Below are 15,543 nucleotides of genomic sequence, written 5' to 3' on the forward strand. Positions count from 1 at the left end.
TCCACGAGGTGAACGAGCCGCGCGGCGCGGTGATTCCCGGCAGCCCTCTCAGGCCGTCCCCCGCGAGCCTCTCAGGCGTCCCAGGCAAGCCGTTCGGCCTCGCGCGGGGCCTCGACGAGGGACGGGGTGCCCGGGCCGAAGGCCATGACCGGGCGGGCCGGATCCCAGGCCCGCCAGCCCGGGTCGCCGGTCACGGCGAACGACACCCAGGCGGCGTGCATCGCGTCCGCCAGCTCCTGCGGCGCGTCCGGCCCCGTCAGGGCACGCGTCTCCGACAGGCCGAGCGTGTCGAAGACGAAGCCGAGCTCCAGCGCGTGGCAGGCGCCGAGCCCGAGGACCGGAGAGCGCCAGCCGAACTCGTAGAGATACGTCCCGCCCGGAGCCCCGGAACGCAGCCGGGCGTCCGCGAGCCGGTTGAGCGGGATCCGCAGCAGCTTGTCCGTCGCGAGCGCGCCGAGCACCTCGCCCGGCTTCTCCCGAGCGCGGCCCGCCCGGTACACCCGTGCCGTCCGCGACGGCACCTTCGTCTTCCACAGCACGAGCCGCTGCGTGAAGGAGCCCACCCGGTCGACGACCCCGCCGGGAACGAACCAGAGCCGGTACTCCTCGGTGGTCGTGCCCATCAGGACGTCCACCCCGTCCGACGCCCCGGCAGCCAGCGCCTCCGCCGGATCGCGCGGCAGGACCTCGCCGTCCACCGCGATCTGGAAGGAGTTCCCGCCGGTCAGCGGCGAGCCCTTCCCCGTCACCTCCGTCTGCGCCGCGAGGAGCCGCTCCCGGTCCACGCGCGCGAGTGCCTCCGCCGTCGCCGGCACCTTGAGCCGCGCGGCCACCGCCTCCGTGGTCCGGCGCGCCCCGGCGAGCGGCAGCGCCATCGGCGCCCCGCTCTGCAGGACCGCTCGTCGGAACAGACCCTCCGCGAGCGGGGAGGCGAGGAGCGCGGCGATCGAGATCGCGCCCGCCGACTCGCCGAACACCGTCACCCGCTCAGGGTCGCCGCCGAAGGCCGCGACGTTCTCCCGCACCCAGGTCAGCGCGGCGATCTGGTCGCGCAGGCCCAGATTGGCCGGGGCGTCGGGGAAGACCCCGAAGCCCTCGATCCCGAGGCGGTAGTTGACCGAGACGAGCACCACGCCGTCGCGGGCGAAGGCCGTGCCGTCGTAGACGGGAACCGACGAGGAGCCGTGGACCAGCGAACCGCCGTGGATCCAGACCATCACCGGCCGCCCGCCCTCCGGCGGCGCGGCCGGCGCCGACCCCTCCCAGGGAGCCCACACGTTGAGGTTCAGACAGTCGTCGCCCGCCACCTCGGGGTCGGGAAGGAGCGCGTCGAGCGGTGGTGCGTACGGGCGCTTCGGCGCCGTCGGGCCGAAAGCCGTGGCCTCCCGCACCCCCTCCCAGGGCACGGCCGGCTCCGGCCCCCGGAAACGCAGCGCGCCCACCGGGGCCTGCGCGTAAGGCACTCCGAGAAAGGAGGCCACCCCGTCCTTCAAGGCGCCCCGCAGTGCGCCGCTCCCGGTGCGGACCTCCGGACCGTACTCCGACATCGATTCGGGCCTTTCCTGTCGTTTCTCTGACGCGCGGGTGACGAGACCGTACGGACCGGACCTACCCCCGCGCCACCAGTGCCCGCTTGAGGACCTTGCCCGTCGGGCCGAGCGGCAGCTCGTCGACGAAGCGGACGATCCGGGGGTACTTGTGGCGGCCGAGCCGCTCCCGGGACCAGTCGACGAGTTCGTCCTCGGAGAGCGGGGCACCCTCCCGGCGTACGACCACCGCGCAGACCTCCTCGCCCTTCTCCTCGTCGGGGACGCCGATCACCGCGACCTCCGAGACCGACGGGTGGCGGACGAGCACCTCCTCGACCTCGCGCGGGTAGATGTTGAACCCGCCGCGGATGACCAGGTCCTTCTTGCGGTCCACGATCCGCAGGAAGCCGTCGTCGTCGCGGGCGCCCAGGTCGCCCGTGCGGAACCAGCCGTCCACGACCGCCGCCGCGGTCGCCGCCGGGTCGTCGAGGTATCCGGCGAAGACGTTGTGCCCGCGCACCACGACCTCGCCGACCTCGCCGTCCGCGAGCAGCCGGATCTCCCCCTCGACCGCCGCGTCCGCGATCCCCACCTCGACACCCCACACCGGATGACCGACCGTCCCCGGCCGACGGCCCAGGTGGGGCTGGTTGAAGGTGGCGACCGGCGACGTCTCCGTCAGGCCGTACCCCTCCAGGACCTGGGTGCGGAAGGCTTCCTCGAAGCGCTCCAGGACGGCGACCGGCAGCGCCGCGCCACCCGACACGGCGGCGCGCAGGGCGGCCGGGCGCAGCTCCGAGCCCGCCGCGGCCTGCACCAGCGCGTGGTACATCGTCGGCACCCCCATGAAGACCGTGACGCCCTCGTCGGCGAGCACCCGCAGGGCCGCGGGGCCGCTGAACCGGGGCATCAGCACGAGCGTCGCGCCCTGGCGGAGGGTTCCGTTCATCGCGCAGGTCTGGCCGTAGCTGTGGAAGAGCGGAAGACAGCCGAGGACCACGTCGCCCTCGCCCAGGCCCAACAGGTCCTGGGAGGTCACGGAGGCGTTCATGACGATGTTGAGATGGGTCAGGAGGGCGCCCTTGGGGCGGCCCGTGGTCCCGCTCGTGTAGAGGATCACGGCGATGCCGTCGGCCTCGGCCGGTTCCGGCGCGGCCAGTGGCCCCGCGGCCGACGGAGCCCCCTGGAAGGCGCGGACCCCGGCGGCCCGCGCGGCCTCGTCGGCGACCGCCCACAGCGGCCCGCCGCTGACGATCCCGACGGCGCCGCTGTGTTCCAGGACGTACCGGACCTCGTCGGCGACGAGCAGCGCGTGCACCGGCACGACCGTCGCACCGGCCGCGAGCGCCCCGTAGTACACGCGCAGGAACTCGACGGTGTTCGGCAGCAGCACCGCCAGCCGGTCGCCCGGCTTCACCCCGGCCTCCCGCAGCCCCGCGGCGCAGCGCAGCGCCTCCGTCCACAGCTCTCCGTAGGTGAGCCGGGTCGCCCCCTCGACGACCGCGATCCGGTCGGGGAAGTGGCGGGCGGACTCGCCCAGCACACCGGCGACGCTCAGTGACATGACACGCTCCAGGGACATGGAGCCGGCGGCGCCGCGGACACCGCTGGGGGAAGCGGAGTCGACGGCGCCGTCGACCATCGGCTGACACGGCACAGAATCCGCCGCGACCCCGCCCGCGCACCATGTGCAGACGCCCACCATGTGACGGACGGAGCTGGGCAGCGGCCCCACCGTCCGGCCCGAACCGTGGCATCCGCCAAATCCCGGCGCTACGGTGCGACGCATGACGCACAGCTCGGCCGCACCCGGCGAGCCCTCAGGGGCCCGCTCCGGGGGAAGCCACACCCCCCTGGGCGGCGCAGGCGGCTCCGGCGCGCTCCGCCGCTCCCTCGCCACGGCCATACTCGCCGACGTCGACCGGCTCACCGACCGCGCCGTCGACGACATCCGCGCCCACTCCGGTACGTACGCGTCCGGCGCCCCCGTCACCCGCGAGGACCTCTGGGAGATCTGCCGGGACAACCTCCTGCGCGCCCTGGAGGACTTCGGCGGCCTCGAGGCGACCGGCGGCGACTTCGAGTGGGCGGCCCGCGAGACCGGCCGCCGCCGCGCCGACCAGGGCGTGCCGCTCGACACGGTGCTCCAGGCGTACCGGCGCGGCGGCCGGGTCCTGTGGCAGGTCATGGCCGAGCACCTGCGGGTCCGGGCCGGCCGGGGGGTCGACAGCCGGGACATCGAGCTCGACATGGCGAGCGGCGTCTGGGAGACCATCGACCGCTATTCGGTCGCCATGGCCGACGCGTACCGGATCGCCCAGCTGGAGCTGCAGAGCCGCCAGGACACCCGGCGCGTCGCCCTCTTCGAGGCGCTGCTCGACGGCCGCGCCGACGACCCCGCCGTCGCCTCGGCCGCCGCCGCCGCGCTCGGCGTCCCCGCGGTCGACCGGTACGTGGTCGTGGTCGCCGCCCAGGACCCGGCCGCCCCGCCGCACCTCGCGCCCGTACTGGAGGCCCACGGCCTGTGGTCCTTCTGGCGGCCCCGCTCGGGCCGGTACGCCGGGATCGTCCGGCTGCCCCGCCGCGTCACGCCCCCCGGCCGGTCCGCGACCGGCCCCGGCGGCGCGGCCGACGCCGCGGCGCACCACCTCCTCGCCGCCCTGCGCGAGCGGACCGGCGCGACCGCCGGCGTCTCCCCGGAGTTCGAGCGGCTCTCCCAGGCGGGCCGCGCCCTGCGCCTCGCCGAGCAGACCCTCCGCACCCTGCGGGCCGGCAGCGGCGAGGTCGCGGGCTTCGACGCCCGGCTCGCCGAGGTCCTGCTCAGCGGCCGCACCGACATCGCCGAGCGGATCGTCACCGTCCACCTCGGCCCCGTCCTCGCCACCGGCGGGGAGCGTGCCGCGCTCCTCACCACCCTCCGGGCCTGGCTCGACCACGGGTGCTCGGCCTCCCGGGCCGCCGAGGAGCTCTACTGCCACCGCAACACGGTCCTCAACCGCATCGGCCGGATCGCCGAGCTCACCGGGCGTTCCAGCGAGTCGGGCGAGGCCCGGCTCGGCTGGGCCCTGGCCCTGCGCGCCCTGCCGTACGCCGGCCGCGCCGCCGCCCCCGAACCGGCCGCCGGGCAGCGCGACGCGGACGGAACGTAGGCTGGCCGGATGCAGGAGCAGTACCGCACTCTGGCCCGCGAGGGCGTGCACGAGACCGAGATCAACCGCTCGCGCTTCCTCTGCGCGCTGGCGCCCGTCGCCGACGAACGGGAGGCGCAGGAGTTCGTCGCCCGCATCCGCCGGGAGCACCCGACCGCCACCCACAACTGCTTCGCGTACGTCATCGGCGCCGACGCCTCCGTGCAGAAGGCCAGCGACGACGGCGAACCCGGCGGCACGGCCGGCGTCCCGATGCTCCAGATGCTGCTGCGCCGCGAGATGCGGTACGTCGCCGCCGTCGTCACCCGCTACTACGGCGGCGTGAAGCTCGGCGCCGGCGGACTCATCCGCGCGTACGGCGGTGTGGTCGGCGAGGCCCTCGACACGCTCGGCACGGTGACCCGACAGCGTTTCCGGCTCGTCACCGTCACCGTCGACCACCAGCGGGCGGGCAAGCTGGAGAACGACCTGCGGGCGACCGGGCGAGCCGTCCGGGACGTCCGCTACGCCGACGCCGTCACCATCGAGATCGGCCTCCCCGACACCGACGTCCCCGCCTTCCGCGCCTGGCTCGCCGACGCGACGGCCGGCACCGCCACCGTCGAACTCGGCGGAGAGGCGTACGGCGACGCGTGACGCCGTAGGACCGTAGGACCGTAGGACGCGTGACGCCGCCGACGCGCGCCCACGCGCGTGACGCGGCTCGCTCGGACAGCGGCGGCTCGCCCGGACGGTGGCGATGCGTGCGGACGGCGACGCGTGCGGACGGCGACGCGCGAGCGGCGGCCACGAGCCCAAGCGGCGGCCGCCGGCGCGGACCGCGGCCACGTGTGCCACCCGCGCGCACGCCGACACCGACACCGTCGCGATGTGACGGCCGTCTTCGTGTGATGCGCCCCACCCGCCCAGGGCGCCACCCGCTCGGCGTGTCGGCCGCCATGCCGTGCCCGGGCCCCGATCGCGGTGCGCGGCGGCCGCGGCGCGGGTTTCCCGGACGGCCCCGCCCACCTCGCCGACCGGGATAGCGTGGAGGCCGCACACGACGGGAACGAGCGGGCGAGGAGCGGCGCACATGCGGGGTGGGACGGCATCGTGAGGCTCCTGCACACCTCGGACTGGCATCTCGGCCGGTCCTTCCACCGGGTCGGCCTGCTCGAAGCGCAGGCGGCCTTCCTCGACCACCTCGTGAGGACGGTCGAGGAGTACGAGGTCGACGCGGTCCTCGTCGCCGGGGACGTGTACGACCGGGCCGTGCCCCCGCTGCCCGCCGTCGAGCTCTTCGACACCGCCCTGCACCGCCTCGCCGAGGCCGGGATCCCCACCGTCATGATCTCCGGCAACCACGACTCCGCCCGCCGCCTCGGCGTCGGCGCGGGACTGATCCAGCGGGCCGGCGTCCACCTCCGCACCGACCCCGGCGGCATCGGGACGCCCGTCGTCCTCGCCGACGAGCACGGCGACGTCGCCCTCTACGGCCTGCCCTACCTCGAACCCGCCCTCGTCCGCGACCGGCTCGGCGCCGCGAAGGCCGGGCACGAGGCCGTGCTCGCCGCGGCCATGGACCGGGTCCGCGCCGACCTCGCGACCCGGCCCGCCGGCACCCGCTCGGTCGTCCTCGCCCATGCCTTCGTCGCCGGTGGCGCGCCCAGCGACAGCGAGCGGGACATCACCGTCGGCGGCGTCTCGGCCGTACCCAGCGGAGTCTTCGACGGCGTCGACTACGTCGCCCTCGGCCATCTCCACGGCAGCCAGACCCTCACCCCGCGCGTGCGCTACTCCGGCTCCCCCCTCGCGTACTCCTTCTCCGAGGCCGACCACCGCAAGACGATGTGGTTGATCGACCTCGGCGCGGGCGGCGCGATCGCCGACGCCGTACGCCTCGACTGCCCCGTCCCGCGCCCCCTCGCCCGGATCCGCGGCCGGCTCGACGACCTCCTCGCCGACCCCGCGCTCACCCCCCACGAACAGGCGTGGGTCGAGGCCACCCTCACCGACCCGGTCCGCCCGGCCGAGCCCATGACCCGGCTCGCCGAGCGGTTCCCGCACACCCTCCACCTCGTCTTCGACCCCGAGCGGACCGGAAACGACACCGCCGACTCCTACGCCCAGCGGCTCCGGGACCGCAGCGACCAGCAGATCGCGGAGGACTTCGTGGCCCATGTCCGCGGTGGCGCGGCCCTCGACGGCGCGGAACGCACGGTCCTGTACGGGGCGTTCGACGACGTACGGGTCGACTCGGCCGAGCGGGAGGCGGGCCGATGAGGCTGCACCGGCTGGACATCACCGCGTTCGGGCCCTTCGGCTCCACGCAGTCGGTCGACTTCGACGCCCTGTCGTCGGCCGGACTCTTCCTCCTGCACGGACCGACCGGCGCGGGCAAGACCTCGGTCCTCGACGCCGTCTGCTTCGCCCTGTACGGCAGTGTCCCCGGCGTCCGGCAGTCGCCCGGCACCTCGCTGCGCAGCGACCACGCCCCCGTCGGCACCTCCACCGAGGTCCTCCTCGAACTGACCGTCGGGGAACGGCGCCTGGAGATCACCCGGCGCCCCGCCCAGCAGCGCCCCAAGAAGCGCGGCGGCGGTTTCACCACCGAGAAGGCCCAGACCTGGCTGCGCGAGTACGACTCCGCCACCGGCGAATGGACCGGCCTCAGCCGCTCCCACCAGGAGATAGGGGAGGAGATCACCCAGCTCGTCGGTATGAGCCGCGAGCAGTTCTGCCAGGTCGTCCTCCTCCCGCAGGGCGACTTCGCGAAGTTCCTGCGCGCCGACGCCGAGGCCCGGGGCCGCCTCCTCGGGCGGCTCTTCGACACCCGCCGGTTCGCCGCCGTCGAGGAGCGCCTCGCCGATCTGCGGCGCGCCGCGCTCCAGCAGGTGGAGCAGGGCGACGGGCGGCTGCTCGCCCTCGGCCAGCGGATGACGCAGGCCGCGGGCGGCCTCGACGCCGCCCGCACCCCCGTCGAGGGACGGCCCGGCGACCCCGGCCTCGCCGAGGCGGCCCTCGCCTGGGCCGCCGTCGCCCGCACCGAGGCCCGGGAGGCCCTCGACATCGCCGAAGTGCGCTGCGCCACCGCCGAGACCGGACAGGCCGCCGCGCGCGCCGCGCTCGACGCCGAGAACGACCTCGCCGCCCGCCAGGCCCGGCACGCCGACGCGCTCCGCCGCCGCGAGCGGCTCACCGCCCACGCCCCGGAGCGCGACCGCCACCAGGCCGCGCTCGACCGGAGCCTCAAAGCCGACCGGGTGGCCCCCGCCCTCGGCCTGCGCCGGGACGCCGAGCGCGAGCACGCCACGGCGCGCGCCGCCCGTGACCGCTCCCGCGCCCTGCTTCCCCCCGACCTCGCCGACGCCGGTGCCGAGCACCTCTCGGCGCTCGAGAACCGCCTCCGTGAGGACCTGGGCGGCCTCGAAGCCGCCCGCCGCGCCGAGCGCCGCGCCGCCGTGCTCGCCGGCGAGCGCACGGCCCTGGCCCGCGAGGCCCGCGCCGACGAGGACGCCCTCCAGGACGCCGCGGGCTGGCTCGCCGGCTGGGAGCCGCGCAGGGCCGCGCTCGTCGAGCGCGTCGAGGCCGCGACGGACGCCGCCGCCCGTGCCGAACACCTCGCCGGCCGACTGGACCCCGCCCGCCGCCGGCTCGCCGCCGCCCGCCGCCGCGACGCCCTCGCCGACTCCACCCGGGCGGCCGAGGCGCGCCTCGCGGACGCCCGCGAGCGCCGGAACGCCGCCCACGAGAGCTGGCTCGACGTCAAGTCCCGCCGCCTGGAGGGCATCGCGGCCGAACTCGCCGTCACCCTCGTCCCAGGTGACCCCTGCCAGGTCTGCGGCTCCACCGCGCACCCGGCCCCCGCCCGCACCACCGCCGGGCACGTCGACCGCGCCACGGAAGACGCCGCCTACGCGGTCTACACCGCCGCCGAGGAGACCCGTACGGACGCCGAGCGCGAGGTCGCCGGTGCCCGGGAGGCGTGGTCGGCGGCCCGCGCGGAGGTCCTGATGGCGTCTGCCGGGACCGCCGCGGCCGGGAGCGCCGAGGCGGCCGGCGAGGCCGTCCCCGAGACCGGATCCGGCGTCGAGCGCGAGCCCACCGTCGACGAACTCGCGTGTGAGGTCGATGAGTTGGCCCGGCTCCACGCCGAGGCGCACGCGCTCGCCGGACAGACGCACGAGGCTCGGGAGGCGCTCGCGCGGGCGGAGCGGGAGTACGAGGAGCGGGCGGGGGCGCAGCGGGAGGCCGAGCGGCGGGTGGCCGCGCGGACCTCGCGGCGCGAGGCCCTGGACCAGGAGCAGGCCGCGCTCGACGAGGAACTCGCCCGGGGGCGCGGCGCGTTCGCCACCGTGGCCGAACACGCCACGGTCCTGGAACGGCGCATCGGGCTCCTGGTGGACGCCGCCGGGACCGTACGCTCCGCCGAACTCGCCGCCCAGCGGCTCAAGGAGGCCGACGACCGGCTCGCCGACGCGGCCTACCGCGCCGGGTTCGCCACGCCCGACGAGGCATCCGACGCGCTCCTCGACGAGAGGGAGCGCCGCGACCTCCAGCAGCGCGTGGACGCCTGGCAGGCCGAGGCCGCCGCCGTCGCCGACCGGCTCGCCGAGCCCGGCACCGAGGCCGCCGCCGCCCGCCCGCCCGCGGATCCCGGCGCGGCCGAGACCGCCCACGCCGCGGCGGAACGCGCCCTCCGCACGGCCGCCTCCGCGCTGTCCGCCGCGCGGGAACGGGCCACCGGGCTGACCGACCTCTCCCGGCAGGCCGCCGGCGAGGTCCGCCGGCTCGGCCCGCTCCGCGAGGAGTACGACCGGGTGGCCCGGCTCGCCGCCCTCACCGCCGGGACCTCCGTCGAGAACGAGCGCCGGATGCGCCTGGAGTCGTACGTCCTGGCCGCCCGGCTCGAACAGGTCGCCGCCGCCGCGACCGCCCGGCTCCAGAAGATGTCCTCGGGCCGCTACACGCTCGTCCACTCCGACGCCCGCGCCGGCGGCAAACGGGCCGGCCTGGGACTGCACGTCGTCGACGCCTGGACCGGCAACGAGCGGGACACCGCCACGCTCTCCGGCGGTGAGACCTTCTTCGCCTCGCTCGCCCTCGCGCTCGGTCTCGCCGACGTCGTCACGGACGAGGCCGGCGGCGTCCGGCTCGACACCCTCTTCATCGACGAGGGCTTCGGCAGCCTCGACGAGCAGACCCTCGACGAGGTGCTCGACGTCCTCGACTCGCTGCGCGAGCGCGACCGCAGCGTCGGCATCGTCAGCCACGTCGGCGACCTGCGCCGCCGCGTCCCGGCCCAGCTGGAGGTCGTCAAGGCGCGGCACGGCTCGGCGGTGAGGCTGCGGACCGGCGGGGACGCGCTCAGCGGCTGATGGAGCGCCGGGCCAGCGGCGAGGAGTAGACGACGCTCGTCGTCACCGAGCCGAGCGTGGCGATCTTCCCGGAGATCTCCTCCAGGTGCCGCATCGACCGGGCGGCGACCTTGAGGACGAAGCAGTCGTCACCGGTGACGTGGTGCGCCTCCAGGATCTCCGTCGTGGTGTCGAGCAGGTCGTGGAACGGCTTGTAGTTGCCGTGCGGGTAGCGCAGCCGCACGAAGGCGAGGATGGGCAGCCCCAGCCGGTCCTGGTCGACGATCGCGGCGTATCCGGCGATCACCCCGGCCTCCTCCAGCCGCCGTACCCGCTCGGTCACCGCGGACGGCGACATCGACACGGCGCGGGCCAGTTCGGCGAAGCTGGCGCGGCCCTCGGCCTGGAGCGCTTCGAGGATGCGCCAGTCGGTGGCGTCCGGAGTGTAATCGTTGCTCATGAAGGAGACACTGCAAGGGAATCCCCGGCCGATCAAGTGATCAGCCGGGGATTCTCGTCATGCGGGAGGGCTTTCGTGCCCCGCCCTCAGAGGCGCGACAGCTCGTCGACCAGGTCGTCGAGACCCAGCGGGCCCTGCGAGAGCGCCGCCATGTGCCACGCCTTGGCGTCGAACGCGTCGCCGTGCGCCGCCCGCGCGTTGGCGCGGCCGAGGAGCCAGGCGCGCTCGCCCAGTTTGTAGCCGATCGCCTGGCCCGGCATCGAGAGGTAGCGGGTCATCTCGCTCTCCACGAAGGACGGCGGGCGGCTGCTGTGCAGCTGGAAGAACTCCTGGGCGAGCTCCGGGGTCCACGTCTCGCCCGGGTGGAACGGCGAGTCCGCCGGGATCTCGAGACCCAGGTGCATGCCGATGTCCACGATGACCCGGCACGCGCGCATCATCTGGCCGTCGAGGTAGCCCAGACGCCGCTCCGCGTCGGGCAGGAACCCGAGTTCGTCCATCAGCCGCTCCGCGTACAGCGCCCAGCCCTCCACGTTGGCGCTGACCTTGCCGAGCGTGGCCTGGTAGCGGGAGAGCCGGTCGGCGACGTGCACCCACTGCGCGATCTGGAGGTGATGGCCGGGCACGCCCTCGTGGTACCAGGTCGACACCAGGTCGTACACCGGGAAGCGGGTGGTGCCGTCGACCGGGAGCCAGGTGCGGCCGGGGCGCGAGAAGTCCTCGGACGGGCCGGTGTAGTACGGCGCGGCGGCGCCGCCGGGCGGGGCGATCCGGGACTCCACCCGCCGTACGCGGTCGGCGAGTTCGAAGTGGGTGCCGTCCAGCGCCTCGATGGCCTCGTCCATCAGACGCTGGAGCCAGACGCGGACCTCCTCCGTGCCCTCGATGTGCGTGCCGTGCTCGTCGAGGTGGGCGAGCGCCTCCCAGGGGCCCGCGCCCGGCAGGATCCGCTCGGCCTCGGTCCGCATCTCGGCGAGCAGCCGGTGGTACTCGGTCCAGCCGTACGCGTACGCCTGGTCGAGGTCCAGATCGGTGCCGTTGAAGTAGCGGGTCCAGCGCTGGTAGCGCTCGCGGCCCACGGTGTCGGGAGCGCCGGCGACGGCGGGCGCGTACACGTCCCGCATCCAGTCGCGCAGCGCGGCGACGGCGCCGGTGGCGTCCTTGCCCGCCACCGCGAGCTCCGTGCGGAGCCCGGCGGGCAGCGTGTCGGGTCCGGAGGCGGCGAACTCCTCGAACCAGCCCGGCTTTCCGGCCGGTCCGCCGGACCACTCGGTGAGCTGGCCGATGAAGGTGGCGGTGGGGCGGGGACCACCGAAGAGCTTGCGCTCCAGGCCCAGTTCGAGGGAGGAGCGGTAGCCCTCGAGGGCCGCGGGGACCGCGCGCAGCCGGGCGGCCACCGCCGTCCAGTCCTCCTCGGTCTCGGTGGGCATCACCGTGAAGACGATGCGGACGCTGTGCGCGGGGGAGCGCATGTTGCTGACCGTACAGAGGCTCTCCTCGGCCTCGTGGACGGCGAGTTCCGCGGTCAGGCGCTCGCGCAGCAGACGGGCGCACCGGCGCTCGGCTTCGTCGTCCGCGCCGGGCGCGCGCTCCGCCTCGTCGAGCCGGGCGAGGGTGCGGCGTGCGAGGTCGGCGACGGCCCGCTGCCCGGCGGGCGAGAAGTCGGGCAGCAGTCCGGCGCTCTCCTTGACTCCCAGGTACGTTCCGGTGATCGGGTCGAGGGCGATGAGTGCGTCGACGTGATCATCGGCGACCTGGCGGGGCAGCGCGCTGCTGGAAGTCTCTGGCATGGGGGTCATCCTGGCGCCTACGGCGGGCCCGCGTCACCCTCGTCCGGCTTCAGTCGGCTGACAAGGAGGGGCTCGGTCCGGGTGGCAGGAGCGGTCCGCACTCCCACTGCTGGAATATCAGCCGGGTCTCGACACGGGCGACCTCACGGCGCGAGGTGAACTCGTCGAGCACGAGTCGTTGCAGGTCGGCGGGGTCCGCCACGGCCACGTGGACCAGGTAGTCGTCGGGGCCGGTCAGGTGGAAGAGGGCCAGGGACTCCGGCAGGGCCCGGATGCGGTCGACGAACGGACCGATCAGTTCCCGCCGGTGGGGGCGGACCTGGACGAGAAGCAGCGCTTCGAGGCCGCGCCCGAGTTTGGCCGGATCCAGTCGTAGCCGGTGTCCGAGGATGACGCCGGTGCGGCGCAGCCGGGCCACTCGGTCCAGGCAGGTCGAGGGCGCCACTCCCACGTCGGCGGCGAGTTCGCGGTAGGTGGTCCGGGCGTCGTTCTGCAAGAGGCGAAGAATGTGCAGATCGACCGCGTCCAGTACGACAGAATCGGCCATCTGCCGAACGTAGCACGGCGATTTTCCGCTACTTCCCGGTATCCGTTCACAGTGCCGCCATGGACGTCATGGATCACGGCCCCTCGGCCACCCCGAGGGCCCTTGCCACCGAAGCCGTGCACGCCGGCCGCGAGGACCTCGCCGCGCTCGGGCTGCACGCCCCGCCGCTCGACCTGTCCACCACCTACCCCTCGTACGACGCCCGGGCGGAAGCCGCCCGGATCGACGAGTTCGCCACCACCGGCGCCCGCCTCGACGGGCCGCCGGTCTACGCCCGGCTCGACAACCCCACCGTCGCCCGCTTCGAGGAGGCCCTCGCCCGCCTGGAGGGCGCCGAGGCCGCCGTCGCCTTCGCCAGCGGCATGGCGGCGCTCACCGCCGTCCTGCTGGCCCGGGCGAGCCAGGGACTGCGCCATGTCGTGGCCGTCCGCCCGCTCTACGGCTGCAGCGACCACCTCCTCGACGCCGGGCTCCTCGGCACCGAGGTGACCTGGACCGACCCGGCGGGCATCGCGGACGCGATCCGTCCCGACACCGGCCTCGTCATGGTCGAGTCGCCCGCCAACCCGACCCTCGCCGAGGCGGACATCCGGGCCCTGGCCCACTCCTGCGGCTCGGTGCCGATCCTGGTCGACAACACCTTCGCCACCCCCGTCCTCCAGCGCCCCGTCGAACAGGGCGCCCGGATCGTGCTCCACAGCGCGACCAAGTACCTGGGCGGCCACGGCGACGTCATGGGCGGGATCGTGGCCTGCGACGAGGAGTTCGCCCGGACGCTCCGCCAGGTCCGCTTCGCCACCGGCGGGGTGCTCCACCCCCTCGCCGGCTATCTGCTGCTGCGCGGCCTGTCGACCCTGCCGGTACGGGTGCGGGCGGCGTCCGCCTCGGCCGCGGAGCTCGTCCGGCGGCTCGCCACCGACCCCCGGATCGCCCGCGTCCACTACCCGCGGATCGGCGGCGCGATGATCGCCTTCGAGGTGTACGGGGACCCGCACGACGTGATAGCCGGCGTCCGCCTCATCACCCCGGCGGTCAGCCTGGGCAGCGTCGACACCCTCATCCAGCACCCCGCCTCCATCAGCCACCGGATCGTGGCCGAGGGAGACCGTCGCTCGGCGGGCGTCAGCGACCGCCTGCTGCGGATGTCGGTCGGTCTGGAGGACGTCGAGGACCTGTGGCGGGACCTGACGCAGGCGCTCAGCGCTCCGCCCGCCGAACCCCTTCGTGCGGCTGCTCCCGCTGCGTCCGGCCGGCCGGCAGCGGCGCCGAGGCCAGCCGGGCGGTGATCACCAGGGTGCCCTCCTCGATCTGGTAGTCCAGGGGGAGGTTCAGCGCCCGCATCGCGGCCACCATCCCCGTGTTGGAGGACTGCGTCACGGCGTACACGCTGTCGCAGCCGGCCTCCTCGGCCATCGCCACGAGCCGGCCGAGGAGTTCGGAGCCGATGCCGCGGCGCTGCCAGTCGTCCTCGACCATGAGGGCCACCTCCGTCTCGTCGCCGTCCCACAGCAGGTGGCCGAGGGCGACGAGACGGCCGGAGGTCGTCTGCACGGCGAGGGTGCGCCCGAAGCGGGGGCTGAGCAGGTGGTCCAGGTAGCGGTTCGCGTCGCCGACCGGGCCGTGGTAGCGCAGGCCCAGGGTGCGGGCCGAGCAGCGGTCGTGCATGGCGCGCGCGGCGGCCAGGTCGCGCTGGTCGGCGCGGCGGACGGTGATCTCGTTGCCCTCGGGCAGGGTCAGCACGTCCTGGCTGCGCGGGACGCGCGGGCCGAGCCGGGCGTCGAGCTCCACCAGGGCGCGGGCGCGGGCGAACTCGGTCGGGGTGAAGGCCAGGTAGGGCCGCTCGACGACGATCGTGCCGCCGTGCGGGTCGCGCAGGCGCATCACGGTCTCCTCCAGGACCCCTTCGACCGGGGCCTGTTCGCCGATGGGGCGGCCGGTGAGCGAGACGGCGGGCACGGAGTGGAGCGTGCAGCGGCCGAGGAGCTGGCGCAGCGCGAGCGGGAGTTCGGCCGCGTCGAGGGCGGTACGGGTGGCCAGGCCGAGGACCCGGGTGGGTGTGTCCACCAGGTCGTGGGCGTCGGCCCGCTCGGTCCAGGTGTCGCGGCCGCCGGCCGCCGAGGTCTCGCGGGCGAGGGCCTGGGAGGAGAGTCCGGCGGGGGCGCGGAGCAGGAACTCGTCGACGGTGCCGTCGGCGAGCGGGTGGGTCTGCAGGGTGAGGATGTCCACGCCCAGGCGGGCGAGGACCGTGCACAGGGCGGCGAGGCTGCCCGGGGTGTCCGCGACGGTGGTCCGCATCCGCCACAGCACCGTCTCGGCCGGCGTCCCGGATCCCTCCGGCGCCTCGGCCGCCGGGCCGCCGTCCGCAGCGCCCCGGCCGTCCCGGTGGCCGGCCGACGGGACGGTGGTGGAGCGCCCGCCGGTGACACCGCTCGTGTCATCGCCGGGCGGGGCATGACTGGCATGGCCGTGCCGCCGCGCCCACCAGGTGTGGAACGCGGCGGTGGCGACCAGTGCGATCGCCGAGAAGACCAGCAGGTAGGGGCCGTCGGGGCCCTTGACGATGGACTTGGCGATCGTGTCGGCCACCACCACGGCGGTGAACAGGGCGGCCAGCTCGATCAGGTCGTGCCGCCAGTGGTGCGGGCGGCGGGTGCTCTTCGAAGACGTCACGTCGGTCATGCCTTCACTGTGACCCAGCGGTGTTGCGTGATCACGAACGCTTTGTGACTGAC

11 protein-coding genes are annotated in these 15,543 nt (G+C 75.1%); 5 read left to right on the top strand and 6 right to left on the bottom strand.

Translation table 11 applies throughout. The features are described 5' to 3' along the window. Positions 1-71 precede the first annotated feature (71 nt). Together ACFVZH_RS22980 and ACFVZH_RS22985 are read right to left on the bottom strand one after the other, a co-directional pair. Entirely contained in the window at positions 72-1,547 is a 1,476-nt protein-coding gene (locus ACFVZH_RS22980; protein ID WP_384899722.1) for a carboxylesterase/lipase family protein, read from the bottom strand. A 61-nt stretch (positions 1,548-1,608) separates the two neighbouring features. Further along, positions 1,609-3,093 carry a long-chain fatty acid--CoA ligase gene (locus ACFVZH_RS22985; RefSeq protein WP_384899802.1) on the bottom strand — a complete coding sequence of 495 codons (1,485 nt, stop codon included), beginning with the start codon at positions 3,091-3,093 and terminating at the stop codon, positions 1,609-1,611. Between the two features lie 223 nt (positions 3,094-3,316). On the opposite strand from ACFVZH_RS22985, the gene ACFVZH_RS22990 reads away from it, so the two are divergent. From ACFVZH_RS22990 to ACFVZH_RS23005, 4 genes are all read left to right on the top strand, one after another. Then, positions 3,317-4,678 (top strand): PucR family transcriptional regulator, encoded by a 1,362-nt coding sequence (locus ACFVZH_RS22990; RefSeq protein WP_384899723.1) that lies wholly within the window; start codon positions 3,317-3,319, stop codon positions 4,676-4,678. A 9-nt stretch (positions 4,679-4,687) separates the two neighbouring features. After that, positions 4,688-5,314, top strand: coding sequence for a YigZ family protein (locus tag ACFVZH_RS22995; RefSeq protein WP_384899725.1), 627 nt, complete (start codon positions 4,688-4,690; stop codon positions 5,312-5,314). Between the two features lie 456 nt (positions 5,315-5,770). After that, positions 5,771-6,940, top strand: coding sequence for an exonuclease SbcCD subunit D (locus ACFVZH_RS23000; RefSeq protein WP_384899727.1), 1,170 nt, complete (start codon positions 5,771-5,773; stop codon positions 6,938-6,940). Further along, positions 6,937-10,035 (top strand): AAA family ATPase, encoded by a 3,099-nt coding sequence (locus tag ACFVZH_RS23005; RefSeq protein WP_384899728.1) that lies wholly within the window; start codon positions 6,937-6,939, stop codon positions 10,033-10,035. The genes ACFVZH_RS23000 and ACFVZH_RS23005 overlap by 4 nt, the downstream gene beginning before the upstream one ends. Here the strand turns inward: ACFVZH_RS23005 and ACFVZH_RS23010 are convergent. The 3 genes from ACFVZH_RS23010 to ACFVZH_RS23020 form a co-directional block, all read right to left on the bottom strand. Beyond that, positions 10,025-10,474, bottom strand: coding sequence for an Lrp/AsnC family transcriptional regulator (locus ACFVZH_RS23010; RefSeq protein WP_384899730.1), 450 nt, complete (start codon positions 10,472-10,474; stop codon positions 10,025-10,027). The two genes, ACFVZH_RS23005 and ACFVZH_RS23010, sit on opposite strands and share 11 nt — an antisense overlap. Before the next feature lie 86 nt (positions 10,475-10,560). Then, complete coding sequence (locus tag ACFVZH_RS23015; protein ID WP_384899732.1) at positions 10,561-12,264, bottom strand: DUF885 domain-containing protein; 1,704 nt, start codon at positions 12,262-12,264, stop codon at positions 10,561-10,563. A gap of 49 nt (positions 12,265-12,313) precedes the next feature. Further along, positions 12,314-12,811 (bottom strand): Lrp/AsnC family transcriptional regulator, encoded by a 498-nt coding sequence (locus ACFVZH_RS23020; protein ID WP_384899733.1) that lies wholly within the window; start codon positions 12,809-12,811, stop codon positions 12,314-12,316. A 59-nt stretch (positions 12,812-12,870) separates the two neighbouring features. Here ACFVZH_RS23020 and ACFVZH_RS23025 point away from each other — a divergent pair, with 59 nt between their 5' ends. Next, positions 12,871-14,097 (top strand): trans-sulfuration enzyme family protein, encoded by a 1,227-nt coding sequence (locus ACFVZH_RS23025; RefSeq protein ID WP_384899735.1) that lies wholly within the window; start codon positions 12,871-12,873, stop codon positions 14,095-14,097. Here ACFVZH_RS23025 and ACFVZH_RS23030 read toward each other — a convergent pair. Then, on the bottom strand, positions 14,009-15,490 hold the full coding sequence (locus tag ACFVZH_RS23030; protein WP_384899737.1) for a GNAT family N-acetyltransferase: 1,482 nt from the start codon (positions 15,488-15,490) through the stop codon (positions 14,009-14,011). The two genes, ACFVZH_RS23025 and ACFVZH_RS23030, sit on opposite strands and share 89 nt — an antisense overlap. Between the last annotated feature and the right edge of the window lie 53 nt (positions 15,491-15,543).

The sequence above is a fragment of the Streptomyces sp. NPDC059534 genome (genome assembly GCF_042743475.1).
Lineage (GTDB): Bacteria > Actinomycetota > Actinomycetes > Streptomycetales > Streptomycetaceae > Streptomyces.

What these genes read in the sequence shown, in the direction of transcription:
- ACFVZH_RS23025 (WP_384899735.1), top strand. Translation starts at nt 12,871, where the DNA reads ATGGACGTCATGGATCACGGCCCCTCGGCCACCCCGAGGGCCCTTGCC.
- ACFVZH_RS22995 (WP_384899725.1), top strand. Translation starts at nt 4,688, where the DNA reads ATGCAGGAGCAGTACCGCACTCTGGCCCGCGAGGGCGTGCACGAGACC.
- ACFVZH_RS23010 (WP_384899730.1), bottom strand. Translation starts at nt 10,474, where the DNA reads ATGAGCAACGATTACACTCCGGACGCCACCGACTGGCGCATCCTCGAA.
- ACFVZH_RS22990 (WP_384899723.1), top strand. Translation starts at nt 3,317, where the DNA reads ATGACGCACAGCTCGGCCGCACCCGGCGAGCCCTCAGGGGCCCGCTCC.
- ACFVZH_RS23020 (WP_384899733.1), bottom strand. Translation starts at nt 12,811, where the DNA reads ATGGCCGATTCTGTCGTACTGGACGCGGTCGATCTGCACATTCTTCGC.
- ACFVZH_RS23015 (WP_384899732.1), bottom strand. Translation starts at nt 12,264, where the DNA reads ATGCCAGAGACTTCCAGCAGCGCGCTGCCCCGCCAGGTCGCCGATGAT.
- ACFVZH_RS22985 (WP_384899802.1), bottom strand. Translation starts at nt 3,093, where the DNA reads ATGTCACTGAGCGTCGCCGGTGTGCTGGGCGAGTCCGCCCGCCACTTC.
- ACFVZH_RS23005 (WP_384899728.1), top strand. Translation starts at nt 6,937, where the DNA reads ATGAGGCTGCACCGGCTGGACATCACCGCGTTCGGGCCCTTCGGCTCC.
- ACFVZH_RS22980 (WP_384899722.1), bottom strand. Translation starts at nt 1,547, where the DNA reads ATGTCGGAGTACGGTCCGGAGGTCCGCACCGGGAGCGGCGCACTGCGG.
- ACFVZH_RS23030 (WP_384899737.1), bottom strand. Translation starts at nt 15,490, where the DNA reads ATGACCGACGTGACGTCTTCGAAGAGCACCCGCCGCCCGCACCACTGG.